The sequence below is a fragment of the Microbacterium sp. Z6_144 genome (genome assembly GCF_057197625.1).
Genome location: NZ_JBXVPT010000002.1, coordinates 1 through 26,807, shown reverse-complemented (window position 1 = coordinate 26,807; position 26,807 = coordinate 1). Strand labels below are relative to the sequence as shown.

The following is a 26,807-nucleotide window of genomic DNA, read 5'->3' as shown; positions in this document are numbered from 1 at the left end:
CGACGCCGCATCCGCTGCCGGCGGCCGATCTCCCTCGCGATGTCTCACTTCCCGCAAGAAACCACCTCGTCTTCGGCGGCAAGTGAGACATCGAGTGCGGCAAGTGAGACATGCTTCACCCGGGCACGGCGGGCGGCAGCGACCGCAGCGTCCGCCGACTGGGGCAGCGGATCGCGGGCTGGCCCGCGGCCGCATGGGTAGGGTGGGCGGGTGACGACGGATGCGGGCGGCGATGCGCTGATCGGCGTCTCGCTCGGGCGCGAGATCCGCGCGGCGCGCACGGCGAAGAAGCTGTCGATGCGCGCGCTGGCCTCGGCGGCCGAGATCAGCCAGCCGTTCCTCAGCCAGATCGAGTCCGGTCAGACGATGCCGTCCATCGTCACGCTGTTCCGCATCGCGAAGGTTCTCGAGATCTCTCCCTCGTCCCTCCTGCCGAACGAGGCGGAGCCCGACCCGATCTCGGTCACCCGGCGGGGCGAGGGACGCCGCGTTCCCGTGAGCGAAGGGGACGGGTCGGCCGTCAGCCGCATCATCTCCGCCGGCGTCGCACACGCGGCCACGGTGCAGGAGTACCGCATCCCCGGTCGGTATCGCGGCGAATGGTTCGAGTCCGACGGCGAGAACACCGTATACATCGTCGAGGGCGAGGCCACCGTCGAGATCGAGGGCCGCGGCGAGTGGACCCTCGGCCCCGGTGACGCGCTCGCGCACCCCGGCGCCCTGCGCAACCGGTGGGAGGTGCGCGGCGACGAGCCCGCGACCATCCTGCTGATCCACGCCGGCGCCTGAGCCCGACCGGCCCGCGGGGGCCGAGGTGTCAGGAAACGCGGCCGTAACGCGATCGGTATTTGCAATCAATGATTGCTCCCTACTATCAGTCGCGTGACCATCACCCTTCCGACCCTCGCTCTGCGCGACCGGGTCACCGCGTTCCTCGCCGACCACCCCGGGCGCCTCTTCATCGGCGGACGGTGGGTGGATGCCGCGGACGCCGAGACCTTCGGAACCTTCGACCCCGCCTCCGGCGCCGAACTCACCCGCGTGGCCCGCGGCCGCGCCGAAGACGTCGACCGTGCGGTGACGGCGGCCCGCGCGGCACTGGACGGCGAGGCGTGGCGCCGGATGACGCCCGCCGACCGCGGCGCGCTGCTGTGGCGTATCGCCGACCTCATGCAGGATCACCTCGACGACCTCGCCGAGCTGGAGTCGCTCGACCAGGGGAAGAACCTCCGCACCGCGCGGTTCGGTGAGATCCCCGCGGCGATCAACCAGTTCCGCTATTACGCCGGCTGGCCCACGAAGATCGTCGGCGAGACGATTCCGACGTCCCTCAGCCGCACGCCCCCGGGCAAGGAGGTGTTCGCGTACACGCGCCGCGAGCCCGTCGGCGTGGTCGGGGCGATCGTGCCGTGGAACTCCCCGCTACTGATGGCCGCGATGAAGCTCGCACCCGCTCTCGCCGCCGGCTGCACGGTGGTGCTCAAGCCCGCCGAGAACACCCCGCTCACCGCTTTGTACCTCGGCCGGCTCCTGCAGGAGGCCGGCCTCCCGGAGGGCGTCGTCAACATCGTCACCGGCTACGGCGGCGAAGCAGGTCAAGCCCTCGCCGAGCACCGCGGTGTCGACAAGGTCGCCTTCACCGGATCCACCGCGGTGGGCAAGCGCCTCGTGGCCACCGCCGCCGGCGACCTCAAGCGCCTGACCCTCGAGCTGGGCGGCAAGTCGCCCGCCCTCGTGCTTCCCGACGCCGACCTGGAGGCCACCATCGAGGGCATCTCGCGCGGCATCTTCGACAACGGCGGGCAGGTGTGCGTGGCATCCGCCCGCGTCTATGCGCACCGGTCGGTGTACCGCGACGTCGTCGACGGGATGGCCGCCTTCGGTGCCAACCTGCGACTCGGCCACGGACTCGACCCCGACGCCGACCTCGGCCCGCTCGTGAGCGTCGCGCAGGCCGAGCGCGTGAGCGCGTTCCTCGAGGAGGGACGCGCCGACGGGGTGGAGGTCGTGGGCGGCGGCGAGCGCAGTGGCCCCGCGGGAACCTTCTTCGCCCCCACCGTCGTCACCGGGGTGAACGCGGACGCGCGGCTGCTCCGCGAAGAGATCTTCGGCCCCGTCGCCGTGGTGACGCCCTACGACGACCTCGACGAGGTGGTCGGGTGGGCCAACGACTCCCCGTACGGGCTGGCGGCGAGCGTGTGGACGCGCGGGCTCAGCGACGCGCACCGCGTGGCGGCCCGCATCCAGGCCGGCACCGTGTGGGTCAACTGCCACTCCTTCCTCGGCCCCGAGCTGCCCAAGGGCGGCCACAAGGAGTCGGGCTGGGGCTACGAGAACGGGCCCCAGGGCCTGGAGAACTATCTGGAGACCAAGACCGTGGTGATGGTGATCTGATGAGCGATACGACAGGCAAGCGCATCGTGCTGGGCGTCTTCGAGATGATGAACCCCAGCAACGGGATGCCGACGTGGACCGACCCCCGCGGCCGGGCGGACGACTGGGACCGGCTCGACTACTGGGTCGGCCTCGCCCGCGACCTGGATGCGGCGGGTTTCGACTTCCTCTTCTTCGCCGACACCTACGGCTATGCCACGCTCGACGGACGGATGCCCGAGGAGGTCGCCGCCCACGGCATCCAATTCCCGGCCCTCGACCCGATGCTCGCGATCGCCGCTCTCGCTCGCGAGACCGAGAGCCTCGGCTTCGTCGTGACCTCGCCCACCACGGTGGAACGCCCCTACGCCACCGCGCGCCGGTTCGCGACGCTCGACCGGTTCACCGGTGGCCGCATCGGCTGGAACGTCGTCACCGGCAGCTCGCAGGCCACGACCGACGGGCTGTTCGGCGTCACCGAGCAGCTGGCGCACGACCAGCGTTACGACGCGGCCGACGACTTCCTCGACACGTGCCTGCGGTACTGGGAGCACAGCTGGGACGACGACGCCGAGGTCCGCGACCGGGTGCGCGGCGTGTACGCCGACCCCGCGAAGCTGCACCGGGTGGAGGTGGATGCCCCGTACCAGCGCTCGGCCGGCATCTTCGCGGTGCCGCCCACCCCGCAGCGGACGCCCGTGCTCTTCCAGGCGGGCACGTCCGACCGCGGCCGCGCCTACGCTGCGCGCAACGCCGAGGCCGTCTTCATCCAGGGGCAGTCCATCGCCTCCGCCACGGCACACGTCCGCGACATCCGGGAGCAGGCCGTACTGCAGGGCCGCCGGCCGGAAGACGTGCGTGTCATCACCGGGATGACGGTGACCGTCGCATCCACCTCCGCCGAGGCCCACGCGCTGCGGGCGGAGTACGAGGCGCTCCTCGGCCGCGACGACGCCGCGGTGATGTTCGCGGGCATCACCGGGCTCGACCTCACCGGGCTCGACCCCGACACCCGCGTGATCGACCTGAAGACGGATCTCGGGCAGACGCTCGTGCAGCGCTACGCGCGGCAGAACCCCGAGATGCGGGTGGGCGAGATCCTCGACTCCTTCCGCACGAAGGCCATCCGCGGATTCCAGGTGACCGGATCTCCCGAGGAGGTCGCCGACGAGATCGAGGCGATCGTGGACGGCTCCGGCATCGACGGCATCATGCTCGAGCCCACCTTCGGCGGCCCGGACGCCTACCGCGCGTTCATCGAGCTGGTCGTCCCCGTCCTCGCCGCCCGCGGCCGCGCCGGCACCCCGCCCGGCACGACCCTGCGCGAGCACCTCTCCGGCGCCCCGCGCCTCGCCCCCGCCCACCGCGCGCACACCCTGTCCGCGCGCGCCCCCCAGCTCGTCGACTCGCCATAAACCGTCCGGTTTTCGCGCGAAAGTGCGCGTTTTTTGGCGAGTCGACCCAGGAGAGAAAGAGCACGCAATGAGACACGACGCCGTCGAGGCGGTGATCCGGGGCCTGAAGAAGGCCGGGGTCAGCGTCGCCACGTACCTGCCGGATTCGCTCCTGAAGGAGCTGTACCCGGCGCTCGACGCGGATGCCGACATCCGCACCATCCCGGTCACCAACGAGGGCGAGGGCGCGGCGATCGCCGGCGGCGTGTTCCTCTCCGGCAAGCGGGCCGTGCTCGTCATGGAGAACTCCGGGTTGCGGGCCGCGACCGAGCACCTCGCGCGGATGGGGCTGGGCGCCGGCATCCCGGTTGTCATGATCATGAGCTACCGGGGCGAGATGGGCGAGAACAACTGGTGGGCCATCCCGCACGGCATCACCATGGAGCCGCTCCTGAAGACGCTGCGCACCCCGTACACGATCGTCCACGACGTGGACGAGATCGAACAGGCGATCGTGAATGCGTACGAGACGGCGTACGCCTCGTACTACCACGCGGCCGTCGTCCTCGGAGGGGATCTGGTCCGATGAGTTACTCCCGGTTCGAAGCCATGAAGCTCCTCGGTGCGCGCCTGTCCGACGAGCTCGTCATCCTCTCCCTCGGCGGCGCGGTCGACGAGTGGTACAACGCCGCCCCGCACATGCGCGCGGCGAGCCTCTTCCAGCAGCAGCTGGGATGCGTCACGCCCGAAGCGTTCGGACTCGCCGTGGGCCTGCCCCACCGCCGCATCGTCTCGCTCGACACCGACGGGGGCCTCCTGTTCAACCTCGGCATCCTCGCCACCCTCGGTAACGAGCGGCCGGAGAACCTCTTCGTGGTGGTGTGGGACAACGAGCAATACCAGTCCATCGGCGGCCCGCGCACGCACACGAAAGGCGGACGCGTCGACCTCGCCGCGATCGCGCGCGGCGCCGGGGTCGAGCAGGCCCACACCGCGGCCACGCTCGAGGAGTTCGACGCGCACTGCGCCGCCGGGCTCGCCGCATCCGAGCCCTACGTCGTCGTGGCGAAGACCGACGGCATCCTCGAACCGGGAATCCGGCGCAAGCACTCCGACGGCCGCGAGGACAAGTACATCTTCGTGCGCCACGTCGAGGAGACCGAGGGCATCACGATCATGGGCCCGAGCGAGCACAACTGATGCCCGTCGTGCGTGAGCCCGCCGCCGGCTACGACGTCATCGTCGTCGGCGGCGGGGCCGCCGGATGCGTCCTGGCCGCACGGCTGTCGGAAGATCCGGCGATGCACGTGCTGCTGGTCGAATCCGGCCCCGACCACCGCGGTGTGCGGGAGGTGCTGGATGCCGCGCACTGGGACGCGCTGATCGGCGGGCCGTACGACTACGGTTACCGCTCCACCCCCACCGAGCACGTACTGGGCCGGGCCCTGGCGATGCCGCGGGGCAAAGTGCTCGGCGGCTCCTCCTCGACCAACGCGATGCTCTGGTACCGCGGCGCGCGCGCCGACTACGACGCGTGGCACCAAGCCGGCGCCGACGGCTGGGGGTACGACGATCTGCTGCCGTACTTCCGCCGCTCGGAAACCCGCCCCGGCGGCGACCCGACCTACCGCGGGCTGGAGGGCCCGATGAAGGTCGGGCCGCTCGCCGACGTCCACCCGATCGCGCATGCGTTGCTGGCCGCATCCGCCGAACGAGGCCTGCCGGTCATCGACGACGCCAACGCGGCCTCGAACGAGGGGGCCGTCTACGCGGACTACAACGCGGTCATCGGCGAGGACGGCGCGTTCGAGCGGTGGAGCACCGCCCGCGCCTACCTGGAGCCGGCGCTCAGCCGCGCGAACCTCGACGTGGTGCTGGGCAGCCGGGTGCTGGGCCTGATGCTCGACGGGACCGTGGTCCGCGGCATCCGGCACCTCATCGACGGTGCGATGGTCACGACCTCCGCCGCCCGCACCGTCCTGTCGGCCGGCGCCCTCGACACCCCGCGGCTGCTGCAGCTCTCCGGCATCGGCGACCCGGCCCGGCTGCGGGCTGCCGGCATCGCGCCGGTGCATCCCCTCCCCGGGGTCGGCGAGAACTTCCAGGACCATCCGCTCATCCTCGGGATGAACTTCCGCGCCCGCGCCGGCCTCGGCCCCGTGATCGGCAACGGCGGCGGGGCGATGCTCAACTGGCGGAGCTCCTATGCCGACGCCGGGCCCGACCTGCACGCGGTCATCGCGCACGGCTCCCGCGGCGACGAGGCGCTGCATGCCGCGCACGACCTGTCGGGCAACCGCGTCTTTGCGCTGGTGCCGGGCCTGTACCGCTCGCGCAGCGTCGGGTGGGTACGGGTGCGCTCATCCGACCCCGACGTCGCGCCCGACATCCACCCGAACTACCTCGCCGACCCGACCGACCTCGCCGCCATGGTCGAGGCGGTGGATGCGGTGCACGATCTGGTCGCGACATCCGCCTACGCCGAGCTCGCAGAGGGCCCGATCACCCCGCGGCGCGGGCTCGATCGGGCCGAGAAGACCCGATTCGTGCGGCAGAACATCGGCACGTTCTTCCACTGCTCCGGCACGGCACGGATCGGCACCGACGACCTCGCCGTGGTCGACCCCCAGCTGCGGGTGCGCGGGATCGAGGGGCTGTGGGTGGCGGATGCCTCGGTGATGCCCAGCATCCCGACCTCCAACACGCAGGCCCCCACCGTCGCGATCGCCGAGCGCGCCGCCGACCTCCTCCGCACCGCCTGAGGCGCGGGGCATCCCGGGGTCATGTCCCGCTTTCGCAGGTTCTCAGCCCGCAGAACCTGCGAACCCGGGACATGACCCGGCGCTGTGGGTCAGGCCGGGGGCTCCCCCGCCTCCTGGGCCGCACTCCCCCGCGCCCCGGGCCCCTCCGGGTCCCCGGGACCCCGCGCCCCGGCCCCGGCCCCCTCCGGGACCTCCGGCCCCTCGGGCCCCTCGGGCCCCTCGGGCCCCTCGGGCCCAGGTCACCATGTCTCACTTTTCGCAACGATGTGCCTCATTTCTTGCCGAAAGTGAGACACAGGATGCGGAAAGTGAGACACGAGGATGGGGCGGGTGAGGCGGGATGCCGAAAGTGAGACACAGGATGCGGAAAGTGAGACACACGGATGGGGCGGGTGAGGCGGGATGCGGAAAGTGAGACACGAGGATGCGGCGGGTGAGACATACCTCCCAACGGCGCGGTCAGGCCGGCTCAAGCAGGGCGTCGAGGGCGAGGAACTGGGCGCGGAAGTCGGCGCGGAGCGCAGCCTTCTCCTCATCCGAGCAGAACGCCACATCGATCCCCTCCAGCGCGACGCGCTTCGCGGTGTCCGCGTCCACGCCCATCGCCGCGAGACCCTCGCGGTATTCGCGGCCGAGGTCGGTGCGGAAGAACATCGCATCGTCGGTCGACACGGCAAGCGGCAGTTCCGCGTCGATCATCGCGCGGATGCGGTGGCCGGCGTCGAGGGTCCACCCCGAGCAGATCGTGGTCGACACGGGGGTGACGGTGAACCCGATCCCGCGCTCCCGCGCGAGCTGCAGCACCGCGGGGTCATCCACGATGCGGTACCCGTGGTCGATACGGTCGACCCCGAGCACCTCGATCGCCTCCCGCACGGCCTCGGGTGACGCCGCATCCGTCTCGCCCGCGTGCGCGGTGAGCTTCAGTCCGTGCGCCCGGGCGAGGGCGAACGCGGCAGCGAAACGCGTCGGATCCTCGGTGTTCTCCGGCGTGAGGTCGTCCTGCCCGAGGCCGACGACCTCGGCCCGCGGATGCGCGATCATCTGCTCCACGAGGGCGACGGCCGATGCGGCGGAGTCGCGGCGGTTGACCGCGACGACGACGCGGAAGCCGACGCCGAAGTCGCGTTCGGCCGCGCGCAGGCCCGCGATGATGGGGTCGACGACCTGCGGATACGTCAGGCCGCGTTCGGCGAAGTACTGCGGGTTGACGTAGTACTCGCGATAGCGGAGGTTGCTGTCGGCGACCGCCCGGCGGACGCCCTCGTACGCGACCCGCTCGAAGTCGTCTGCGTCACGCAGCACGTCGTGCGCGAAACGGAAGGCGACGAGGAACTCGACGAGGTCGGCGAAATCGAACAGCGTCGACGGGTCGGACTTCCACAGCCGGACGCCGTGCTTGCCGGCGAGTTCGAGGAACAGGGCCGCATCCATGGTCGAGACGAAGTGGCAGTGCAGCTCGGTCTTCGGCAGCAGCTGGAGGTAATCGCCGTACGAGATCATGCGTCGCTTCCGGGCAGGGTCGCGCCCTGCTTCACCACGAGGAGCCGGTACGGCGCGGCACTCGCCGACCACCAGCGATGCGGCACCCCGCCGGCGTAGTACGCCGAGTCGCCCGGTGCCATCCGGAGTTCCTGATCGCCCAGCTCCACGCGGACCTCCCCCTCGACGACATAGACGAATTCGTCCTCGTGGTGGATGAACACCTCTCCGGGCTCGGTGTTGTCGCCCTCCATCTCGAGGGGATGCAGCGGTCGCACCCCCTTCGCGAGCATCCGCGCGGCGCCCCCGGCGAAGGTCTGGTCCATGCCGCCTTCCCCCCGCCGGTGCACTTCCACCTCCACGATGGACGGGTTGGGCGGTTCCGCGGCGGCGATCAACTCGATCGGGCTCGTCTGCAGCGCCAGGGCGATGCGGCGCAGCGACGACAGACTCGGCTGCGCGAGGCCGCGTTCGAGCTGGCTCAGGAACGGATGCGACAGGTCGGTGGCCTCGGCCACCTGCACGAGGGTCATCCCGCGGGCGTGGCGGAACTGGCGGATCGAAGCGCCCAGGCGGAGGTTGGCCGCAGCATCCCCTGCCGCATCGTCGGCGAGCGTCGTGGTCATGGGTGCTCCCCTCCTACGCCGGGAATGGCACTCCCCGCGCGGTCGCATACTCCTCGACGGCCGCGACGTACGCGGCGCGACGCGCCGGGGTGAGCCAGGACGCGTCGAACGAGTTGATGGCGAGCTGCACGAGGTCGGTCGGCGTGAGGCCCGCCTGCTCGGCGAGGGCGACGTAGTTGTCACCGACGTACGCACCGAAGTACGCCGGGTCATCGGAGTTGACCATCACCCGCACGCCCTGGCGAAGCAGCCCCACGATCTCGTCCGCCTTCATCTGCTCCGTCACGAACGAGTTCGAGACGGGGCACGTGGTGAACCCGATGCCGCGTTCCTTCGCCAGCTGCACGAGCGCGGGATCTTCGACGATGTTCGTGCCGTGGTCGATCCGGTCGACACCGATCTCCTCGAGCACCGCGCGGATGTGGTCGATCGAGCCGACCTGGTCGATGTCGCAGTGCATCGTGAGGAAGAACCCCTCGGCCTTGGCGCGCGCGAAGACCTCGGCGAACTTCGTCGGCGGGTTGTCGCGCTCATCCGAGTCGAGACCGACGCCGATGATCCACTGCTTGTACGGCAGCGCCTCCATCAGCGTCGCCATCGCGTACTCCGCGGAGAAGTCGCGAAGGAAGCACAGGATGAGTTCGGCTGAGATGCCCAGCTCGTCCTGGGCACGCGCGGCCGCGCGGCGGTAGCCGGTGATCACGTTGTCGAACGGCACCCCGCGGCTCGTGTGCGCCTGCGGGTCGAAGAACATCTCCGCGTGCACGACGCCCTGCTCCTTCGCCTTGAGCAGGTACGCCCACGCGAGGTCGTGGAAGTCCTCCGCCGTCTGCAGCACCCGCATCGCCGGGTAGTACACGGCGAGGAAGCTCGTGAGGTCGGTGAAGTCGTACGTCGCCCGCACCTCCTCCACGGTCTTCTCCGGCAGCTCGATGCCGTTGCGGGCGGCGAGGGCGAACTTCAGCTCGGGTTCGAGGGTCCCCTCCAGGTGCAGGTGCAACTCGGCCTTGGGGAGGCCGTGGGCGAACGGGATGGGCTCGACGGACGTCGTCATAGGAGGTTCCTTCGGGTTGGGGCAGAAGAACGGATGCGGGGGGCAGTCAGGCGCGGTCGGCCATCCCCATGCGGGCCAGGGCGACCGACTCGATGATCTGCACGAGGTTGTACAGGACGAGCGCGGCGCCGGTGACGAGGACGACCGCGGTCCACACGGCGGAGAACTGCGCCGCGTTGACGTATCCGCCGACGGCGCCGCCGATCCCGCCGCCCACGGCGAGCCACTCGGCCAGCAGCGCCCCGGTGATGGCGCCGGGCACCGAGATGCGGACCGCGGCGAAGAACTCCGGGAGGGAGCTCGGGAGGGCGACCTTCCGCAGTCGCGTCCACGCCGTGCCGCCGTACACGGAGATGAGGTCGTTCATCTGCGGTGAGGCCGACTTGAGGCCGAACGCGATGTTGACGAGGGCAGGGAAGAGGACGACGATCCCGCCGATGACGGCGACCGAGGCGAACTCGCGACCGAAGATGAGGATGATGACCGGGGCCATCGCCACGAGGGGCACCGACCGCAACAGCATCGCCATCGGCATCAGCGCGTGTTCGATCCCCTTGCTGAGCTGGAACAGGACCGCGATGAGCAGCGCGACCACGAGACCCGCGGCGAAGCCGACGACGGCGTGCCCCAGCGTGACGGCGAGCTGTCCGAAGAGCTGAGCGCGGTTCGCTTCGGCGTTGGGCATCGTTACCAGGAAGTTCCAGACGTCGACCGGCCCCTTCCCGACGTACGCGGAGACACCGAACAGCCACAGGGACCCGACCCAGATCACCACGACCGCGACGATCGTCAGGACGAAGGTGAGGAGGCTGCGGGCGAGCGCGCGCCGTGTCGACGCACGCGTCTCCCGACGGATCTGCCCGTCCAGCTGCGACTGCTGCGCGGCCGCGGGAGGGGTGCTCACGGCGGCGAAGGCGGTGTCTGTCATCGGGTCGCTCCCTTCGACCAGGGGGCCACCGCACGCGAGATCAGGCCGAGGAGCGCATAACCGGCGAGGGCGACGGCTCCGGAAACGAGAGCGATGTCCCACACTCGCGCCGCGTTCAGCGCCTGCTGCGCGGCGATCATCGCCGGCCCCACCCCCACGGTGATCTTGCCGAAGAACTCGCCCAAGACCGCGCCGAGGAAGGCGGCGGGCACGGCGATCTGCAGCGCGTTCAGGATCGCCGGAAGCGAGGCGATCAGGCGCACCTTGCGCAGCTGGGTCAGTCGTGAGCCGCCGTAGACGGTGATGAGGTCGAGGCTCGCCTTGTCGGCGGCCTTCAGTCCGAGCAGCGCCCCGACCACGGTCGTGAAGAAGCAGCTGAGCGCCGCGAGGAAGATCGCGGTCGTCGACGGCTGCCCGGCGGTGGGGATCGGGACGATGACGGTGAGGAGCAGGCCGAGGGCGACGATGGGGATGCAGTAGGTGATGATCGCGATCTGCATCACGGCGCCTTCGAGGCGCGGGACGATCAGCACGACGGTGGAGAGCACCAGCGCGAGACCGTTGCCCCACACGTAGCCGATGCCCGCCTCGGTCAGCGTGATGGTGAAGTTGCGGACGTAGAAGTCGAACCCCGTCTCGGCGAACTCCACCACGACCTGCAGCGGGGTGGGGATGGCCTGCGCGCCTCCCGGCCCGACGCTGGAGAAGACGGTGGCTGCGAGGATCCACCAGAGCGCGATCACTCCGATGCCGCCGATCAGGCCGGTGACCCACGCGGGAAGATGGATGTCCTCCCACTGGACCGCGCGCGCCTTTGCCGCGTCAGTGGTCATCGGCAGCAGCGCCCCCGACGCCGAAGAGCAGTTCCTGAGCGTGGTCGACGTACGCGTGGAACTCCGGCGTGCGCATCATCTCCGGTGTGCGCGGGCGCGGGAGGTCGATCGTCATGACCTCCTTGATGCGCCCCGGTCGGGGGCTCATGACCGCGACCTGGTCGGAGAGGAAGATCGCCTCCGAGATGCCGTGCGTCACCAGCAGCGTGGTCGCCGGCTTCTCGGTCCAGATGCGCAGCAGCTCGAGGTTGAGCTTCTGCCGGGTCATGTCATCCAGCGCACCGAAGGGCTCGTCGAACAGCAGCACCGACGGCTTCATGATGAGCGAGCGCGCGATCGATACCCGCTGGCGCATGCCTCCGGACAGCTGCGCCGGCTTGGCCTTCTCGAAGCCCTTCAGACCGACCAGGTCGATCATCTCCGCCACGTAGGCCTTGTCGACGGGCTTGCCCGCGACTTCGAAGGGCAGCTGGATGTTGGATTGCACGCTGCGCCAGGGAAGCAGCGCCGAATCCTGGAAGGCGATGCCGAGCTCATTGCCCCGGCGAAGCTCCTTGGGACTCTTCCCATCCACGCGCGTACTGCCGCTCGTGGGGTCTTCCAGTCCCGCGAGGATGCGGAGGATCGTCGATTTCCCGCATCCCGACGGCCCCAGCAGCGCCAGGAAGGTGCCCTGGTCGGTGTGGAGGTTGGCATCCTGCAGCGCCACGACGCTCTTGCGTCCCACGCTGAAGACCTTGTTCAGTTCGGTGATCTGCAGACCGGTGCCCAGGGTCGTCGCCTGGGCACCGGTCTCGGTGGCCGTATCGGTCACAGTGGTAGCTCTCGGTAGGGGTGGAGATCTCAGCCCATGTAGGCGATGAGATCCGGGTTCTCTTCGTAGACCTCGGCCAGCAGGCTCATGTCGAACAGGTCGGATGCCTCCAGTTCGATGCCCGCACCGGCGAGGCTCTCGATGGTGGTCGCCTGCAGTTCTTCGGAGATGGTGAACAGACCGTTCTCCTCGGTCTCCTCAGACACCACGAGGAGGTTCTGCGCCTCGGAGCCGGCCAGTGTCTTGGCCGGGTCGAGGTCGAGGTCCACACCGTAGGTCTCGAGGGCGAGGTCGGCACCGGCCTGCGGGTCGGCGAGCGCGTCGGTCCATCCTCGGATCTCGGCGACGAGGAATGCCTTCAGCATCTCGCGGCTGCTCTCGATCGTCTCGTCGGTGACGGTGAGCGTCTCGGCGACGAACGGAAGGCCGTTCTCCGCGAACGGGAGGTTGGTGGTGGCCATGCCTTCCATCTCGACGGAGATGGACTCGTTGGTGAGGTACGCGACGAAGCCGTCGACCTCGCCGTTGACCAGCGGCGCCGGGTCGTACTGCACGGGAACGATGGTGAGCTCCGACGCATCGATGTCGTTCGCGGCGAGAAGCGCGGTGAACAGCGTGAGGTTGGAGTCCTGCACACCGATCTTCTTGCCCTTGAGGTCGTCGGGCGTCGCGATGTTGCCGCCGTCTTCGAGGGACAGGACGGTGAACGGGTTGGCCTGGAAGGTCGCGCCGATGATCTTCAGCGGAGCTCCCTCGTTCGCCACGGCGGCCCCGACCTGCACGGCATCACTCAGCGCGATGTCGGCCGTGCCGCCCAGCAGCTCGGGAACACCGCCCGAGGGGCCGGGCACGAGGGTGACCTCACCGAAGCCGGCCTCCTCGTAGTAGCCGTTGGTGTCGGCGAGGTACTCACCGGCGAACTCTTCGTTGAAGATCCAGCTGAGCTGGACCGTGATGTCGCCGAAGCCTTCGTCCGATCCTTCGGCGGGCTCGCCGCTGGAGCCGGTGGATGCGCCGCTGGCGCAGGCGGTCAGGGCGAGGGCGGATAGGGCGACCCCGGCGAGGGCCGCGGTGGCGCGCGAGGTGCGCCGGGAAGAGAAGAAGGTCATGTGCTGTGTCTCCAGACGCCGGTGGTGCATTCGGGTAGGGATGCGGCGCCGCCCTCGGAGCTCGGCGGTGCTCGGCTGCTTCTGCCAGGACTGAGCCTCGCTCGGCATTGGCCACGGTAGGCGATGTAGATTTCACGAACACTGGCCGGGTGTTTCGGCGCCGTTACACGCTGCATAACCGAAGCCAACACGAAGGCCGCCCCGGTTCTCCGGGACGGCCTTCGTGTTGGGACGCGTGTCAGCGCATCGTGAGCCCCCCGTTGACGACGAGCACCTGTCCGGTCATCGCCTCCGCCCCCTCCGAAGCGAGAAAGGCCACGGCGTTCGCGGTGTCTTCGGGCGTGAGGCGGCGCTTCATGGCCTGCCCGGCGACGACCGCATCGAACTGCGCGGGGTCGGCGACGACGCTCTGGGCCATGGGTGTCTCGGTCAGGCCCGGGGCGACAGCAGTCACCGAGATGCCGTGGGCGCCGAGCTCTGCCGCCAGGGCGCGCACGGCCCCCACCATCGCCCCCTTCGCGGTGACGTAGGGCAGGAAGCCGCCCGCTTGCGGCGGGATCCACAGCGAGTCCGACACGACCATGACGATGCGTCCGAACGACCGCTCGATCATGCCGGGAGTGAAGGCCTGCGCGAGCCAGAGCCCGGCCTCGACGTTGACCGACAGCAGGGTGCGCCAGCGGTCCGCGTCCAGCTCGGCGAGCGACATCGGGGCGACGATGGCCGCGGCGTGAACGAGGGCATCCACCCGGCCGTATCGGTCGAGTACCTCCGCGGCGGCCCGTCTCGTGGTCGCTTCCGACGTCAGGTCGACGTTCACCTCGCCGCCCCGACGGCCGAGCGCGACCGTTTCGTAGCCTCCGGCGCGGAGGGCGCGGGCGATGGCGGCCCCGATCACTCCCGTTCCCCCCGTCACGACCGCCACGCGTTTCCGGTCGTCCATCACGGGATCAGCAGCATCTTGCCGGTCGTGCGGCGCGACTCGATCTCCTTGTGCGCCTGGGCAGCATCCTCGAGCGGGTAGCGCTTTGCGATGGTGACTGTGAGCTCGCCCCGCTGAACACGGGTGAAGAGTTCGGACGAGCGCGCCTTCATCTCTTCCGCCGTGCGGACGTGGTCGTTCGTGATGGGGTAGGTGATCTTGATGCTCCGAGGAATCTCGTTCATCTTGATCGAGGGGACCGCGCCGATGAGGGGCCCGTAGTAGACCATCGTGCCGTGGGTGCGAAGCACCTCCAGGGATGCGTCGAAGGTTGACGCGCCGGCGCCGTCGAACACGACGTGCACTCCTTCGCCGCCCGTCAGTTCCTTCACCCGGTCCAGGAACGCGCCGCCCGTGGAGACCAGCACGTGGTCTGCGCCGGCATCCTTGACGATCTGGATCTTCTCCTCGCGGGAGACCAGCCCGATGACCGTGCCGCCGCGCGCCTTGATGAGCTGCGTGAGCATGAGCCCGACCCCGCCCGCCGCCGCGTGTACGAGGGCGATGTCACCGGGCTGTACCGAGTGGGAGGCGGTGGCGAAGTGGTCCGCGGTCACTCCGTGGAGGAGCACTGCCGCAGCCGTCTCGATGTCGATCGTCTCGGGAAGCGGCACGACGTAGCGCACGGGAATGACGATCTGCTCGACGTAGCTGCCGTGGGAGTCGATCGTCAGCCACGCCACCCGGTCGCCCGGTGCGTACTCGTCCACACCCTCACCGACCTCGATCACGACGCCCGCACCTTCCATGCCGGGCACCTCGACGACGCGTTGGGCTCGGATGGCGGTGTCGAAGTAATTCACGCCGATCGCCCGGACGTCGACCAGGACCTCGCCCGCACCGGGGCGCGGGGTGGGATGTTCCTGCACCTGAAGAACCTCGGGGCCGCCTGCTTCGGAAATGACAACTTTTCTCATGGGGGCAACGTATGGCGGCAAAATTGTACTCGCAAGTACAATTTCTCCCATGGCCACACTCAAGGGCATCGCGACCCGCCGTCGCATCGTGGAAGCAGCAGCCGAGGAGATCCGCGAGCGCGGCACGAGCAACACGACACTCGAGGATGTGTGCGCTCGGAGCAACACGGGCAAAGGGCAGCTGTTCTACTACTTCCCCGACGGACGGGAGCAGCTGCTGCTGGCTGTGGCCGAACGAGAGGCTGCTCGCGTGTTCGACGACCAGATGCCCTACCTCAGCGAACTCACGTCCCGCGTAGCGTGGCAGAAGTGGCGAGATCTCATCGTCCAGCAGTATCGCGATCAAGGTCTGCACTGCCCGCTCGCGGTGCTGATCGCGGACGTGGGGAGGTACAGCCCCACCGCCCAGGCGGTCACCGCGGAACTCGTGCGACGATGGCAGGCCAGTCTCCGGGCCGGCATCGAGGCGACGCAGGCTGCGGGTGAGGCCGACCCCGCCCTCGACCCCGGCTACACCGCAGCGGCGCTGATCGCCGCGATCCAGGGCGGGGTCACGGTCTTGCTGTCGACCGGCACCGCAGAGCACCTGGAAGCCGGCCTCGACCTCTGCCTCGACCGCCTGCTGACCGCGTGAACTCCGGATCCCGGCGTTCGCGCACGCCGAGAAACGAGATTCCGGACGAGACATAACGCGCCGCGCCGTTTCTCGTCCGGAACGTTGTTTTTCGGCGAAGATGCGGGGTGCTAGCGGGGCTCGGCGGCGAGGTGGAGGACCGACTCGGTCAGGGCTCGGATGCCGGCGCCCACGTCGGCGGCCGACACGGCCTCGGCGGGGTGGTGGCTGATGCCGTCGGGGTTGCGGAGGAACAGCATCCCGACCTCGGTGATCGCGCCGATCGCCATGGCGTCGTGGCCGGCTCGGCTGAACAGCGCGGCGGGATCGTCGGCCCCGGGTGCGAGTGTGCTGCCGATCCCGGCGCGCACCACGTCCTGCAGCAGGGGCGCGCAGAACACCGCCGGCGCGGAGTGCACCTCGGATGCCCGCCACCGCAGGCCGCGTCGGCCCATGATGGCGTCGAGCTCGAGGGCGATGGCATCCCAGGCGGAGTCGCGGTGCGCGTCGAACTCTCCGCGCAGGTCCAGCGAGAAGCGCGCCTCACCGGGGACGATGTTGACCGCACCGGGGAACGCCTCGAGCTGCCCGACAGTGCCGACGATGTGGTGCTCGCCCCGGCAGATGCGCTCGACGGCGAGCGCGGCCTCGCTCGCACCCAGGAGCGCGTCGCGGCGCATGTCGTAGGGGGTGCCACCGGCGTGGCGCGCTTCGCCTTCGACGACGAGCTGGAACCGGCGGGCACTGGCGATGGATGACACGACCGCGAGCGCCTCGCCCCGCCGGTGAAGCTCCGGCCCCTGCTCGATGTGCGCCTCGAGATATCCGACGAGCTCCTCGGGGCGGCGCGCAGCCTCGCCGACACGACCGGGGTCGAGCCCGAACTCGCGGAACGCGTGCCGGAGCGTCACCCCGTCGCGGTCGGTGAGCTCCCACCACGCGTCGTCCCACGTGCCGGCCACGGCCGACGAACCGAGCAGAGCCTTGCCGAACCGGGTGCCCTCCTCATCGGAGAACGCGATCACCTCCACCGCGAAGGGAAGCGGCGCGAACACCCCTCCGTCCTCGCCGGTCGCGCGCAGCAGCCGGACGACCTCGAGGCCCATGAGCACCCCGGCGATGCCGTCGAACCGGCCGGCGTCGGGCACGGTGTCCAGGTGCGACCCGATGAGCAGCGCCGGCGCGTCGCCCTCCGGTGAGACGGCCGAAGGGTCGAGTCGCCCGACCTGGTTGCCCGCGGCGTCCTGCCACGACCTCATGCCGATCTCGCGCATCCACTCGGCGACCAGGCGGTTGACCCGCGCGTGCTCCGCGGAGAGGTAGACCCGTTCGATGCTCCCGGGCGTCGCCGTCACCCGGGCGAGCTCGCCGCACCGCGCCATCACGCGGTCGGCGGCAGCCGCGATCGCGTCGGGCCCGACCTGAAGGCGCGTCCGCATGTCAGTCGCCGCCCGGCGCGTCAGCGGCGTAGACGCCCTCGGCGGCTTCGACCCCGCCGCCGACGGGGACGGATGCGCCGAACCGGCGCAGCACGGATTCCAGCGCGGCGAGAGTCTGGACCACCGCATCCGTCCGGGCGTTGTACCCCATGGTGCCGATACGCCACACGCGCCCGTGCAGGGGACCGAACGACGTGCCGATCTCGATGCCGAAGTCCTCCAGCAGCGCCGAACGCACCGCATCACCCGGGACGTCCTCGGGGATCTCGACCGCGACGACGTTCGACATCTTGTGCGCGACATCGCCGAAGACCGACAGCCCGAGCCCGCGCACACCCGCGAGCATGGCCTCGCCGTGCAGGCGGTGCCGGGCGATGACGGCCGCGCGTCCCTCGAGCAGCAGCACGCGGGCGCACTCGCGCGCGGCGTAGAGCATCGACGTGGCCTCGGTGTGGTGGTTCAGGCGCCGCGGGCCCCAGTAGTCCAGGATCATGCCGAGGTCGAAGTAGTTCGAGCGGACGAAGTCCGCCGCGTCCGGGTCGCCCTCTTCGCGGATCCCCGCCTCGACGCGGGCGCGCGAACGCACCACCTCGACGGCCCGGTCGGAGAGGGTGAGCGGAGCGGAACCCGACGGTCCGCCGAGGCATTTCTGCAGACCCGCCGTCGCCGCATCCACCCCCCAGGCGTCCATCTCGAACTCGTTGCCGCCGAGGGATGCCGTGGCGTCGGTGTAGAACAGCACCCCGTGCGCGCGGCAGATCTCGCCGATCTCATCGAGCGGCTGGTTCATGGTGGTGGAGGTGTCGCCCTGGACGAGAGCGAGGAGGTGCGGCTGCACCCGCTCGATGGCCTCGCGGATCACCGACACCGGGAACACCGAACCCCACGGCACCTCGATGGTGTGCACTTCGGCGAGCGCCCGCTCGGCGATCTCCGCGAGGAGGTGCCCGAAGCGGCCGAAGACCGGCACGAGCACGCGATCGCCCGGGCGGATGAGGGAGATCATCGCCGCCTCGATCCCGGCCCGCGACGTGCCGTCGATCAGGAGCGTCGCGTCATTGCGGGTCGACCACACGTGCCGGTACAGCTCCTGCGTCTCGGCCATGGTCGCGGTCATGAACGGGTCGTACTGGCCCACGAGCGGCGCCGACATGGCGCGGAGCACGCTCGGGTACGCCGAGATCGGCCCCGGCCCCATGAGGAGCCGCGCCGGGGGATCGATCGGGCCGGGGATGGTGTCGGTCACGGGTTCTCCGAGTTCGGGATCACGGATGCCGCCACACGGCGGGCGAGGCGGATGAGGGCGGTGTCGGTGCCGGCGCGCGAGACGAACGAGACGCCAACGGGGGCCGGGCCGGCGGAGGTCGACACGGTCAGGAGCGGCACCGAGAGGGCGGGGAGCCCGGCGACGGCGGCCGGCGCGGTCATCCGGAGGGTGGCGCCGCGCGTGGCGTCGATGGCGGCAGCGTCCGCCGTCCGGAGCGGGGCCGGCCCCGGGACGCTCGGGAAGAGCAGGACAGCGTCGTCGGTGAGCGCGGAGAACCGCTCCCGCAGGTGCCTCAGCGTCTCGCGAGCGGCGGCCTCCTCGGCGGCGGTCACGGCGGCGGCGATGCGGAACCGGTCCGCGACGGCCGGTCCGACCGCCCCCGGGTGCTCCCGCACCCACGGTCCGTGATGGCGCCACGCCTCCGCTCCCTGGACGACGCGAAAGGCTCCGAGGTAGTCGTCGAGATCGCCCGGATCCGCCGTGCCCAGTTCGGGCGCAGCATCCGACGCGGCAAGCGCCGCGATGAGCGCATCGAACGCCGCCCGCGTCGCGGGCTCGGCCTGTGCGCGGAGGGACTCCGGGACGAGGAAGCGCCACGGGAGCTCTCCGTCGGACGGCTGCTCCGTCGATTCCGACCCGTCGCCGGGGAGGCACCGGTCGGCGACGCGCTGGAGCGTATCGCCGTCGCGCGCGAGCCAGCCCACGGTGTCGAACGACGGCGCAAGGGGCAGGAGCCCCTCCCGGGCGACGAGGCCGTGGGTCGTGCGCAGCCCCCACAGACCCTGGTACGACGCCGGCACGCGGATGGAACCGGCGGTGTCGGTGGCGAGGCCGACGTCGGCCTGGCCGGTGGCCACGGCGGTGGCCGGTCCGCTGGACGACCCGCCGGGGAGTGTGCCGGGCACGGCACCGTTGGGCGGAGTGCCGTAGTGCGGGTTGTCGCCGGCGATCGAGTACGCGAACTCGTCGGTCCGCGCGATCCCGCGCACGGATGCTCCGGCTCGGAGCAGCTGGGCGACGGCCGGTGCCGTGGCGGGTTCGACCCGCGCCTGCTCGAGGTAGGTCGGATTGCCGGCACCGACGGGGAAGCCCTCGACGGCGAACAGGTCCTTCACCGCGACCGTCAGGCCTGCGAGCGGCCCCTCCCCGGCTCCCTGGACGAGCGGGTCGCCCACGCTCCGCCAGACCGAGCGGTCGAACGCCGCCGCGCGCGGCGTGACGTGCGCCGCGGTGATCAGCCAGCACCCGTCGATGCGCTGCCACACCTGGGTCTGCAGCCCCCGGCCGCCGCCGGCGTAGCGCGACACCGACATCAGCAGGGCCACGTCGTCGCCGAGCGGACGGTAGTGGATGCTGTCGATGCTCCGCTGCGTCACCCCGCCACGCTGCGACCGGAACGCACGGATGGCGTCGTGTCCGACGAGCAGCCCGGCGCCGTCGCCGCGGAGCACCTCCGGCCCAGGGGCGAAGGACGCGTCGAGCACGTCGAGGTCGTTTCCCACCACGGCGCGCTCGTACGTCTCGAACGCGTGGCGCAGCTCGTCCGGGAGGTGGGGCTCGAGGTTGTCCGGGAGGCGGGGCGCGAGGTCGTCCGGGAGGTCCTCCGTGCCGGTCCGGGGCTCCGCCGCATCGGTCATCGCTCCCCCTCCGCAGCCTCGCGGGAGACCGCAGCGAAGTCGGCCTCGCGGATGCGCGCGTGGACGCCGCACACGATGTCGACGACCTGGGAGATGTCGAAGTCGGTGGCCGCGCTCAGATACGCGTAGGCCAGGTGCTCGTCGAGCCCCCACCGCGCCTGGATGAGCGCGACCGCGGCACGGACGCACCGCCGCATCGCCTCGTTCAGATCGGAATGCAGGCCGGTCGGCACGAGGTACTCATCGGTGCGCACGAGCGGCCCGGTCACCTCGCCGAACTCGGTGAGCGCCTCCTCGCGCGGTACGACGTCGAACCGCAGTGTGGCGCGGAGCGACGCCTCCAGCGCGGTGAGCGCGACCTCCCCGTCGCCCTGCGCGAAGTGCGGGTCGCCGACGTACGCGAGCGCCCCATCGACCTGCACCGGCAGGTAGAGCACCGTGCCCTCGACGAGGAGGTTGATGTCGATGTTTCCCCCGTGCGCACCCGGCGGCACCGAGTGGGGACGCTCGGACTCGGCGACGGCGACCCCGATGGTGCCCAGGAACGGCGCCAGCGGGAACGCGACGATCCGCTCGCCGCCCTCGGTCACGGGGAGGGTTCCCACGAGGCGCCCGTCGCGCTCCTCCACGGCGGCGAAGACGCTCACGTTCCCGGGCGTCCGCGGCAGTTCGCCCACGAGCGCGCCCTTGCCGTGCCGGTTGGAGATGACGCCGTACGGCACCCGCGGCTGCAGCGTGCCGATCGTGATCTTCAGCAGGTCGCCCGGCCGCGCACCCTCGACCCGGATGGGCCCGGTGATCACGTGCGGACCATCGGATGCGGCATCCCTCGACACCGTGGCGGCGACCGCGATCGCGTCATCCAGCACCGCGGATGCGGCCACGCCGTGTCCGCCGAAGTAGGCCAGCGGGTCTTTGCCCTGGTCATCGAGGATGCCCTCGTGGCTCACGGTGTCGATCGTCACCGTGTCACCGGCCGCGATCGTGAGGACCGCTGCATCCGTCGCGCTCGGCAGACGGCCCCACAGGACCGTGTCGGGCGTCGTCGGCAGGTAGAAGGAGCCGGGGATCTCGCCCACTCCCGGCTGCAGGATCTCGAACGCGGGCGAGCCGGCGCCGGTGTTCCCCGGTGTGGTCGCGGTCGTCATCGGTCGCTCCCCCACCCCGCGAGCGTGGCCGGTTCGGCCAGCATCTCCCGTCCCGCCCGCGCGAGCACGCCGTCGCCGGCGCGGTAGGCCGGCACGCCGTGAACCCACGTCGTGCTGACGACCCCGTGGAGGGTCCGTCCGTCCCACGGCGACATCTTGTTGCGGTACTCCAGGTCGGCCGCGCGCACCGTGTGCGCCGCATCCGGGTCGAACGCGACCAGGTGCGCGGGCTCGCCGGCGGCGAGGCGCCCTCTCCCCCCGAGTCCGCCGATGCGTGCGGGGCCGGTCGTGAACAGCGGCAGCATCCGCTCGAGGGGGATACCTCGGCGCCGGGCCTCGGTCCACACCGCGGAGAACCCGGTCTGCAGGCCCGAGATGCCGCCCCACGCCAGGCCGAAGTCGCGCGACTCCTTCAGTGCGGGCGTGGACGGGGAGTGGTCGCTCACGATCGCATCGACCGTGCCGTCCAGGACGCCCGCCCAGAGGAGGTCGCGGTTGCCGGCGTCGCGGATCGGCGGGCAGCACTTGAACTCCGCGGCGCCCGCCGGCACCTCGTCGGCCGTGAGCGTGAGGTAGTGCGGGCACGTCTCGATCGACAGCGGCACCCCGTCGGCCTTCGCGGCGCGGATGTCGTCGAGGGCGCCCCCGTCCGACACGTGCACGATGTGCGCGCGCCCGCGCGTGCGGCGGGAGGCCTCGATGACCAGACGGATGGCGGCCCGCTCGCCGGCGGCGGGACGCGAAGCCTCGAAGTCGCGGTAGTCGCTGCCGAGCGCGCCGTCGGCGTGCAGCTGCGCCGGGTCTTCGGCGTGGACGATGAGGATGCTGCCGAGCTCGGCGATCTCGGCGAGGGCGGCGTCCAGCTGCGCGGCGTCGAGGTGACCGAACTCGTCGATGCCCGACGGGGACAAGAAGGATTTGAAGCCGACCACGCCCGCCGCATCCAGCGCCGCCAGCGCACCGAGGTTCTCCGGCACCGCACCGCCCCAGAACCCCACATCGACCGCGAGCTGCCCGGCCGCCGCCGAACGCTTGGCGGCGAGGGCCTCCGGGGTGGTGGTCACCGGGATGCTGTTGAGCGGCATGTCGAGCACGGTGGTGACGCCGGCCGCGGCTGCCGCGGCGGTCCCCGTGGCAAACCCCTCCCACTCCGTGCGGCCGGGCTCGTTCAGGTGAACGTGCGAGTCCACCAGGCCGGGCAGCAGCACCTGCGAGTCGGGCAGGACGACGTCGGCCTCGGGGTCGAAGACATCCACCGCGGCGATCACGCCGTCGGTCACGTGGACGGTCGCGGGGACGAAGGAGCCGTCGAGGTACACGCGCTGCGCGGCGACCGAAGCGGGGGTGCTCATGGCGCCACCGTACGGGTCTCGCATTTCCCGGATGTTACCCACGGCAACATCCGCGTTCCGCGGCTGCGCCGGCGGCTCTGCGCGCAGCTCCGGCAATCCCCGCCGGGCACAGGTCCGACGGAGCTGCCGCCCGTTCAGAAGCCCGCGCGCCACTCCCGGATGATGCGGACCACGTCATCGAGGTGGGATTCCAGGAGGAAGTGACCACCGTCGATCAACTCGACGCGCGTCTGCGGCGCGTCTCGGCGGAAGGCCTCCGCTCCGGCTGCGGCGAAGATCTCGTCGTTGCGGCCCCACACCGCCAGCACCGGCACCCGCGTGGCGCGCAGCCACTCGTGCACGGCGGGGTACAGGTCGCGGTTGGTCGCATAGTCCCCGAACAGGCGGAGCTGCGCCCGGTCGACACCCGGCCGAGCCAGCAGCGCGAGGTCGTGCTCCCACGCGTCGGGATCGATCGTGGTCACATCGGGCACCCCGTGCGTGTACTGCCAGTGCACCGCCTCCCGGCCGAGCGCCGGCCGGAGGGCCGCCTCGTTTTCCGCGGAGGGGTCTGCGCCGTAGGCCCAGATCGCACCCCAGAACTCGGGCACGAACCCGTCCTCGTACGCGTTCCCGTTCTGCGAGATCACGCCCTCGATCGACTCCGGGTTCGCCAGCGCCAGCCGCCAGGCGATCGGAGCGCCGTAGTCCTGCACGTACACGGTGAATCTGGTGACTCCGATGACCTCGAGGAACGAGCGCGTGACGTCGGAGAGGGAGGCGAAGGTGTAATCGAAGTCGTCCACGGACGGGGCCGACGAACGACCGAAGCCGATGTGGTCGGGGGCGATCACGCGGTACCGGTCGGCGAGCGCCGGGATGAGGTGACGGAACATGTGTGAGCTCGTGGGGTAGCCGTGCAGCAAGAGGAGCACGGGCGCATCCCCCGGACCTGCCTCCCGGTAGAACACGTCGAGCCCCCCGACGGCCACGGTGCGGTGATGAACGGTCGCCATTACTAACTCCCATACGTTGGTTAACTGGTTAGCCGGACGCTAGCATGAAAGGGCGACCGGCAGCCAGAGCGAGGTCGACACGGAGGGATACGCGGGATGGGCGACGAGGAGCTGTTGATGGCGCTGCTGAACAGCGCGCCCGTGGTTCGGGGCGTGCACACCGACGTTCTGGACGGCGCGGCCGGTGCCGAGATCGCTCAGCGGTTCGGCGGTACGGGATCGGAGGCCGAGATCCGTCACCTCCAGGGAGTGCGGGGCGCGCTGCAGGCGGTCATCCGCGGCGACACCGCCGGTCTGGACGAGCTCCGCTCTTCGATCAGCACCGCCGCACTCACCCCCCACGTGCAGCCGGGCGGGGTCCACTGGCAACTGCAGGCACCGGATGACGAAAGGCTCGGGGTGCGCGCTGTGCTGGCGTGGTCGGCCGTGATGGACCAGCTGCCCGGACGCCTGCGCGCCTGCGCGAACGACGAGTGCACCCTCTTCCTCGTCGACCGCAGCCGCCCCGGCACCGCCAGATGGTGCTCCATGGGCACCTGCGGAAACCGGATGAAAGCCCGGGCTCATGCCGACCGCCGGCGCAGCGCCGCCGCGCGCACGGACAGCTAGCCGACCGACCCCGACGCGGGCACCCCGCTGCCGTGTCACGAGCCGGAAACGCGGCGGCGCTAGCGTGACCGACATGGAGTTGGATGAGTTCAACAGCGCCGATCCGGCCGATGCCGCGGCCATCGTGCGGGTGTGGGCCGACGTGCCCGGGTGGGTGGATGCGGTGGTCGACGGCCGCCCGTACGCCTCGGTCGACGCGCTTGCGGCGTACGCCGGTGCGCTCGCGGCGACGTGGGCGCCGGCCGACCTCGGGGCCGCGCTCGCCCACCATCCGCGCATCGGCGCCCGGGTCAGCGGCGGCGGCGCGGAAGCCGCCGCATCCCGGCGTGAGCAGGCGTCCATGTCGGCCGCCGGCGACGACGTCACCGCCGCGATCGCCGCAGGCAACGCCGCCTATGAGGAGCGCTTCGGACGGGTCTTCCTCATCCGCGCGGCCGGCCGCACCCCCACCGAGATGCTGACCGAACTCCAGCGCCGGATGGGCAACGCCCCCGATGTCGAGACCGCCGAAGCCACCGCGCAGCTCGCCGAGATCGCCCTGCTCAGGCTGCGCACCACGATCTCCGACGACAGCGCGCCGACACCCGAGGACCCCGAGTGAGCCAGCTGACCACCCACGTCCTGGATGCGGCGACGGGCGAGCCTGCGGCGGGAGTCGCCGTCGTGCTCACCCACGCCTCGGGCGGGGCCGTGACCGCAGAGGCGCCGGGCGCGATCGTCGCGCACGGCGCGACCGACGACGACGGCCGCGTAGCGCTCGGACCCGATCGGCTCGACGCCGGCGACTACTCCCTGACGTTCCTCACCGGCGAGTACTTCGCCGCCCGCGGCACGGCGACCTTCCACCCGTACGTGACGGTGACCTTCACCGCCGACGACTCGGGGCGGCACCTGCACGTGCCCCTGCTCCTGAGCCCGTTCGCCTACTCCACCTACCGCGGGTCATGAAGGTTCTCATCATCGGCGCCGGCATTGGCGGCACGAGCGCTGCGATCGCCCTTCAGCGCCTCGGGCACGACGTGGTCGTCTACGACCAGATGCGCGAGAACAAGCCCGTCGGCGCCGCGTTGTCGCTGTGGTCCAACGGCGTGAAGGTGCTCAACTGGCTCGGCCTCACCGACGAGGTGGCGGCCCTGGGCGGCCAGATGGACGACATGGCGTACATCGACGGACACACCGGCGAGCAGATGTGCCGCTTCAGCCTCGAGCCGGTCACGACGCAGACCGGTCAGCGCGCGTATCCCGTCGCACGCGCCGACCTGCAGGCGTTGCTGATGGAGAGGGTTGGGCTGAGCCGCATCCATCTCGGCATGCGCCTGGTCGGGATCGATGACGACGGCACCACCGTCACGGCGACCTTCGCCGACGGCACGACTGACACCGGTGACCTCCTCATCGGCGCCGACGGCGCGCGCTCGTTCACCCGCGATTACGTCACGGCGGATGCGGCGACCCGGCCCGAGCGCACCTACTCGGGGTATACGAACTTCAACGGGCTCGTGCCGATCGACGAGCGGATCAGCCCGCCGAACCAGTGGACCACCTACGTCGCGGAGGGGAAGCGCTGCGCGGTCATGCCGGTCGCCGGCGACCGGTTCTACTTCTTCGTCGACGTACCGCAGCCCGCGGGGCTGCCGTATGACCGCGACGCCGACGGGAAGCAGCCGCTCGAGGACGCGTTCGGGGCGTGGGGCGCACCGGGGGTGCGGGCGCTCCTGGACGCCATCGACCCCGCCGCATCCCTCAATCGCGTGGAGATCTGGGACATCGACCCGTTCCACACGTGGGTGCGGGGGCGGGTGGCGATCCTCGGGGACGCCGCCCACAACACCACGCCCGACATCGGGCAGGGGGCGTGCTCGGCGCTGGAGGACAGCTTCGCCCTCGGCATCGTGTTCGCCACGAACACCCTCGGCGTCGAGGACGCATTGGCGCGGTACCAGCGCATCCGCTCCGAGCGGGCGGGCGACCTCGTGCTGCGCGCCCGCAAGCGCGCGGTGGAGACCCACGCGTTCGACCCCGCCGTGACGGAGGCCTGGTACGACGGGCTCCGCCGCGAGGACGGCACCGGGGTGATCCGCGGCATCGTCGGCAACATCGAGGGCAGCCCGGTGAACCTCGGCGGCGGCATCCTGGCCTGACGCAGAACTCAGGATCTCGGGCTCCAGGCCCGCGGCGACCTCGCCGGCGGCATCCCGCCTGAGCGCGCAAAACTCAGGAGATTCCGGCCTCGCCACCGGTGACACGGGCCCGGACGGGCCGATTCTCCTGAGTTCTGAACGACAGACGAGCCTCGGTCCCTTGCGGCCGCGGCCCCCAGAACTCAGGAGATCTCCGCCTCCCCGAGCGGCAGCCTCGCCGGCGGCAACCTCGCCGGGGAGATCCCGCCTGAGCACGCAAAACTCAGGAGATTCCGGCCTCGCCACCGGTGACACGGGGCCGGACGGGCCGATTCTCCTGAGTTCTGAACGAC

General features: G+C 70.8%; 26 protein-coding genes. 11 read left to right on the top strand and 15 right to left on the bottom strand.

Going from position 1 to position 26,807, the window contains the following annotated elements:
• Nucleotides 1–210: 210 nt before the first annotated feature.
• The 6 genes from AC2DGY_RS12300 to AC2DGY_RS12275 all read left to right on the top strand — a co-directional run bounded on the left by AC2DGY_RS12300 (nt 211) and on the right by AC2DGY_RS12275 (nt 6,529).
• Nucleotides 211–789 carry a helix-turn-helix domain-containing protein gene (locus AC2DGY_RS12300; RefSeq protein ID WP_484510041.1) on the top strand — a complete coding sequence of 193 codons (579 nt, stop codon included), beginning with the start codon at nt 211–213 and terminating at the stop codon, nt 787–789.
• A gap of 93 nt (nt 790–882) precedes the next feature.
• The gene (locus AC2DGY_RS12295; RefSeq protein WP_484510040.1) at nt 883–2,394 is read left to right on the top strand and encodes an aldehyde dehydrogenase family protein; all 1,512 of its coding nucleotides are present in this window, start codon (nt 883–885) and stop codon (nt 2,392–2,394) included.
• Nucleotides 2,394–3,788, top strand: coding sequence for an NtaA/DmoA family FMN-dependent monooxygenase (locus tag AC2DGY_RS12290; RefSeq protein ID WP_484510039.1), 1,395 nt, complete (start codon nt 2,394–2,396; stop codon nt 3,786–3,788). Before AC2DGY_RS12295 ends, AC2DGY_RS12290 begins: the two co-directional genes overlap by 1 nt.
• Before the next feature lie 67 nt (nt 3,789–3,855).
• Entirely contained in the window at nt 3,856–4,356 is a 501-nt protein-coding gene (locus AC2DGY_RS12285; protein WP_484510038.1) for a thiamine pyrophosphate-binding protein, read from the top strand.
• Entirely contained in the window at nt 4,353–4,967 is a 615-nt protein-coding gene (locus AC2DGY_RS12280; protein WP_484510037.1) for a thiamine pyrophosphate-dependent enzyme, read from the top strand. The genes AC2DGY_RS12285 and AC2DGY_RS12280 overlap by 4 nt, the downstream gene beginning before the upstream one ends.
• Nucleotides 4,967–6,529 (top strand): GMC family oxidoreductase, encoded by a 1,563-nt coding sequence (locus AC2DGY_RS12275; protein WP_484510036.1) that lies wholly within the window; start codon nt 4,967–4,969, stop codon nt 6,527–6,529. The genes AC2DGY_RS12280 and AC2DGY_RS12275 overlap by 1 nt, the downstream gene beginning before the upstream one ends.
• Before the next feature lie 459 nt (nt 6,530–6,988).
• Here the strand turns inward: AC2DGY_RS12275 and add (AC2DGY_RS12270) are convergent, their stop codons facing one another.
• The 9 genes from add (AC2DGY_RS12270) to AC2DGY_RS12230 all read right to left on the bottom strand — a co-directional run bounded on the left by add (AC2DGY_RS12270) (nt 6,989) and on the right by AC2DGY_RS12230 (nt 15,274).
• Nucleotides 6,989–8,032 carry an adenosine deaminase gene (add, locus tag AC2DGY_RS12270; RefSeq protein ID WP_484510035.1) on the bottom strand — a complete coding sequence of 348 codons (1,044 nt, stop codon included), beginning with the start codon at nt 8,030–8,032 and terminating at the stop codon, nt 6,989–6,991.
• The gene (locus tag AC2DGY_RS12265; protein ID WP_484510034.1) at nt 8,029–8,637 is read right to left on the bottom strand and encodes a cupin domain-containing protein; all 609 of its coding nucleotides are present in this window, start codon (nt 8,635–8,637) and stop codon (nt 8,029–8,031) included. Before AC2DGY_RS12265 ends, add (AC2DGY_RS12270) begins: the two co-directional genes overlap by 4 nt.
• 13 nt (nt 8,638–8,650) lie before the next feature.
• Nucleotides 8,651–9,691 carry an adenosine deaminase gene (gene add / locus AC2DGY_RS12260; protein ID WP_484510033.1) on the bottom strand — a complete coding sequence of 347 codons (1,041 nt, stop codon included), beginning with the start codon at nt 9,689–9,691 and terminating at the stop codon, nt 8,651–8,653.
• A 46-nt stretch (nt 9,692–9,737) separates the two neighbouring features.
• On the bottom strand, nt 9,738–10,619 hold the full coding sequence (locus AC2DGY_RS12255) for an ABC transporter permease (RefSeq protein ID WP_484510032.1): 882 nt from the start codon (nt 10,617–10,619) through the stop codon (nt 9,738–9,740).
• Entirely contained in the window at nt 10,616–11,452 is an 837-nt protein-coding gene (locus AC2DGY_RS12250; protein WP_484510031.1) for an ABC transporter permease, read from the bottom strand. Before AC2DGY_RS12250 ends, AC2DGY_RS12255 begins: the two co-directional genes overlap by 4 nt.
• Nucleotides 11,442–12,266 carry an ABC transporter ATP-binding protein gene (locus tag AC2DGY_RS12245; RefSeq protein WP_484510030.1) on the bottom strand — a complete coding sequence of 275 codons (825 nt, stop codon included), beginning with the start codon at nt 12,264–12,266 and terminating at the stop codon, nt 11,442–11,444. Before AC2DGY_RS12245 ends, AC2DGY_RS12250 begins: the two co-directional genes overlap by 11 nt.
• Nucleotides 12,267–12,295: 29 nt before the next feature.
• Complete coding sequence (locus tag AC2DGY_RS12240; protein ID WP_484510029.1) at nt 12,296–13,375, bottom strand: ABC transporter substrate-binding protein; 1,080 nt, start codon at nt 13,373–13,375, stop codon at nt 12,296–12,298.
• A gap of 238 nt (nt 13,376–13,613) precedes the next feature.
• Nucleotides 13,614–14,318, bottom strand: coding sequence for an SDR family NAD(P)-dependent oxidoreductase (locus AC2DGY_RS12235; RefSeq protein WP_484510028.1), 705 nt, complete (start codon nt 14,316–14,318; stop codon nt 13,614–13,616).
• Nucleotides 14,318–15,274 (bottom strand): quinone oxidoreductase family protein, encoded by a 957-nt coding sequence (locus tag AC2DGY_RS12230; RefSeq protein WP_484510027.1) that lies wholly within the window; start codon nt 15,272–15,274, stop codon nt 14,318–14,320. The genes AC2DGY_RS12235 and AC2DGY_RS12230 overlap by 1 nt, the downstream gene beginning before the upstream one ends.
• A gap of 49 nt (nt 15,275–15,323) precedes the next feature.
• Between AC2DGY_RS12230 and AC2DGY_RS12225 the strand changes: the two genes are divergently transcribed.
• Nucleotides 15,324–15,908, top strand: a complete 585-nt coding sequence (locus AC2DGY_RS12225; protein ID WP_484510026.1) for a TetR/AcrR family transcriptional regulator — start codon at nt 15,324–15,326, stop codon at nt 15,906–15,908.
• A 110-nt stretch (nt 15,909–16,018) separates the two neighbouring features.
• Here the strand turns inward: AC2DGY_RS12225 and AC2DGY_RS12220 are convergent, their stop codons facing one another.
• From AC2DGY_RS12220 to AC2DGY_RS12195, 6 genes are all read right to left on the bottom strand, one after another.
• Nucleotides 16,019–17,326 carry an allantoate amidohydrolase gene (locus AC2DGY_RS12220; protein WP_484510025.1) on the bottom strand — a complete coding sequence of 436 codons (1,308 nt, stop codon included), beginning with the start codon at nt 17,324–17,326 and terminating at the stop codon, nt 16,019–16,021.
• Between the two features lies 1 nt (nt 17,327).
• Entirely contained in the window at nt 17,328–18,524 is a 1,197-nt protein-coding gene (locus AC2DGY_RS12215) for a pyridoxal-phosphate-dependent aminotransferase family protein (RefSeq protein ID WP_484510608.1), read from the bottom strand.
• A gap of 44 nt (nt 18,525–18,568) precedes the next feature.
• Nucleotides 18,569–20,230 (bottom strand): AtzH-like domain-containing protein, encoded by a 1,662-nt coding sequence (locus tag AC2DGY_RS12210; protein WP_484510024.1) that lies wholly within the window; start codon nt 20,228–20,230, stop codon nt 18,569–18,571.
• A complete protein-coding gene (locus tag AC2DGY_RS12205) occupies nt 20,227–21,378 on the bottom strand; it encodes an acetamidase/formamidase family protein (protein WP_484510023.1) in 1,152 nt (383 codons plus the stop codon). The genes AC2DGY_RS12210 and AC2DGY_RS12205 overlap by 4 nt, the downstream gene beginning before the upstream one ends.
• The gene (allB, locus tag AC2DGY_RS12200) at nt 21,375–22,730 is read right to left on the bottom strand and encodes an allantoinase AllB (RefSeq protein WP_484510022.1); all 1,356 of its coding nucleotides are present in this window, start codon (nt 22,728–22,730) and stop codon (nt 21,375–21,377) included. The genes AC2DGY_RS12205 and allB overlap by 4 nt, the downstream gene beginning before the upstream one ends.
• Before the next feature lie 134 nt (nt 22,731–22,864).
• Nucleotides 22,865–23,725 (bottom strand): alpha/beta fold hydrolase, encoded by an 861-nt coding sequence (locus tag AC2DGY_RS12195; protein WP_484510021.1) that lies wholly within the window; start codon nt 23,723–23,725, stop codon nt 22,865–22,867.
• A 96-nt stretch (nt 23,726–23,821) separates the two neighbouring features.
• Here AC2DGY_RS12195 and AC2DGY_RS12190 point away from each other — a divergent pair, with 96 nt between their 5' ends.
• The 4 genes from AC2DGY_RS12190 (at nt 23,822) to hpxO (ending at nt 26,475) form a co-directional block, all read left to right on the top strand.
• Nucleotides 23,822–24,334 carry a CGNR zinc finger domain-containing protein gene (locus AC2DGY_RS12190; RefSeq protein WP_484510020.1) on the top strand — a complete coding sequence of 171 codons (513 nt, stop codon included), beginning with the start codon at nt 23,822–23,824 and terminating at the stop codon, nt 24,332–24,334.
• A 73-nt stretch (nt 24,335–24,407) separates the two neighbouring features.
• Nucleotides 24,408–24,935 (top strand): 2-oxo-4-hydroxy-4-carboxy-5-ureidoimidazoline decarboxylase, encoded by a 528-nt coding sequence (gene uraD / locus AC2DGY_RS12185; protein WP_484510019.1) that lies wholly within the window; start codon nt 24,408–24,410, stop codon nt 24,933–24,935.
• The gene (gene uraH, locus AC2DGY_RS12180; RefSeq protein ID WP_484510018.1) at nt 24,932–25,282 is read left to right on the top strand and encodes a hydroxyisourate hydrolase; all 351 of its coding nucleotides are present in this window, start codon (nt 24,932–24,934) and stop codon (nt 25,280–25,282) included. The genes uraD and uraH overlap by 4 nt, the downstream gene beginning before the upstream one ends.
• Nucleotides 25,279–26,475 (top strand): FAD-dependent urate hydroxylase HpxO, encoded by a 1,197-nt coding sequence (hpxO, locus tag AC2DGY_RS12175; protein ID WP_484510017.1) that lies wholly within the window; start codon nt 25,279–25,281, stop codon nt 26,473–26,475. The genes uraH and hpxO overlap by 4 nt, the downstream gene beginning before the upstream one ends.
• Nucleotides 26,476–26,807 lie beyond the last annotated feature (332 nt).

Coding starts and splice junctions, on each gene's coding strand:
- AC2DGY_RS12290 (WP_484510039.1), top strand. CDS start 2,394: ATGAGCGATACGACAGGCAAGCGCATCGTGCTGGGCGTCTTCGAGATG.
- AC2DGY_RS12285 (WP_484510038.1), top strand. CDS start 3,856: ATGAGACACGACGCCGTCGAGGCGGTGATCCGGGGCCTGAAGAAGGCC.
- AC2DGY_RS12280 (WP_484510037.1), top strand. CDS start 4,353: ATGAGTTACTCCCGGTTCGAAGCCATGAAGCTCCTCGGTGCGCGCCTG.
- AC2DGY_RS12275 (WP_484510036.1), top strand. CDS start 4,967: ATGCCCGTCGTGCGTGAGCCCGCCGCCGGCTACGACGTCATCGTCGTC.
- add (WP_484510035.1), bottom strand. CDS start 8,032: ATGATCTCGTACGGCGATTACCTCCAGCTGCTGCCGAAGACCGAGCTG.
- AC2DGY_RS12265 (WP_484510034.1), bottom strand. CDS start 8,637: ATGACCACGACGCTCGCCGACGATGCGGCAGGGGATGCTGCGGCCAAC.
- add (WP_484510033.1), bottom strand. CDS start 9,691: ATGACGACGTCCGTCGAGCCCATCCCGTTCGCCCACGGCCTCCCCAAG.
- AC2DGY_RS12255 (WP_484510032.1), bottom strand. CDS start 10,619: ATGACAGACACCGCCTTCGCCGCCGTGAGCACCCCTCCCGCGGCCGCG.
- AC2DGY_RS12250 (WP_484510031.1), bottom strand. CDS start 11,452: ATGACCACTGACGCGGCAAAGGCGCGCGCGGTCCAGTGGGAGGACATC.
- AC2DGY_RS12240 (WP_484510029.1), bottom strand. CDS start 13,375: ATGACCTTCTTCTCTTCCCGGCGCACCTCGCGCGCCACCGCGGCCCTC.
- AC2DGY_RS12235 (WP_484510028.1), bottom strand. CDS start 14,318: ATGGACGACCGGAAACGCGTGGCGGTCGTGACGGGGGGAACGGGAGTG.
- AC2DGY_RS12230 (WP_484510027.1), bottom strand. CDS start 15,274: ATGAGAAAAGTTGTCATTTCCGAAGCAGGCGGCCCCGAGGTTCTTCAG.
- AC2DGY_RS12225 (WP_484510026.1), top strand. CDS start 15,324: ATGGCCACACTCAAGGGCATCGCGACCCGCCGTCGCATCGTGGAAGCA.
- AC2DGY_RS12220 (WP_484510025.1), bottom strand. CDS start 17,326: ATGCGGACGCGCCTTCAGGTCGGGCCCGACGCGATCGCGGCTGCCGCC.
- AC2DGY_RS12215 (WP_484510608.1), bottom strand. CDS start 18,524: ATGGGGCCGGGGCCGATCTCGGCGTACCCGAGCGTGCTCCGCGCCATG.
- AC2DGY_RS12210 (WP_484510024.1), bottom strand. CDS start 20,230: ATGACCGATGCGGCGGAGCCCCGGACCGGCACGGAGGACCTCCCGGAC.
- AC2DGY_RS12205 (WP_484510023.1), bottom strand. CDS start 21,378: ATGACGACCGCGACCACACCGGGGAACACCGGCGCCGGCTCGCCCGCG.
- allB (WP_484510022.1), bottom strand. CDS start 22,730: ATGAGCACCCCCGCTTCGGTCGCCGCGCAGCGCGTGTACCTCGACGGC.
- AC2DGY_RS12195 (WP_484510021.1), bottom strand. CDS start 23,725: ATGGCGACCGTTCATCACCGCACCGTGGCCGTCGGGGGGCTCGACGTG.
- AC2DGY_RS12190 (WP_484510020.1), top strand. CDS start 23,822: ATGGGCGACGAGGAGCTGTTGATGGCGCTGCTGAACAGCGCGCCCGTG.
- uraD (WP_484510019.1), top strand. CDS start 24,408: ATGGAGTTGGATGAGTTCAACAGCGCCGATCCGGCCGATGCCGCGGCC.
- hpxO (WP_484510017.1), top strand. CDS start 25,279: ATGAAGGTTCTCATCATCGGCGCCGGCATTGGCGGCACGAGCGCTGCG.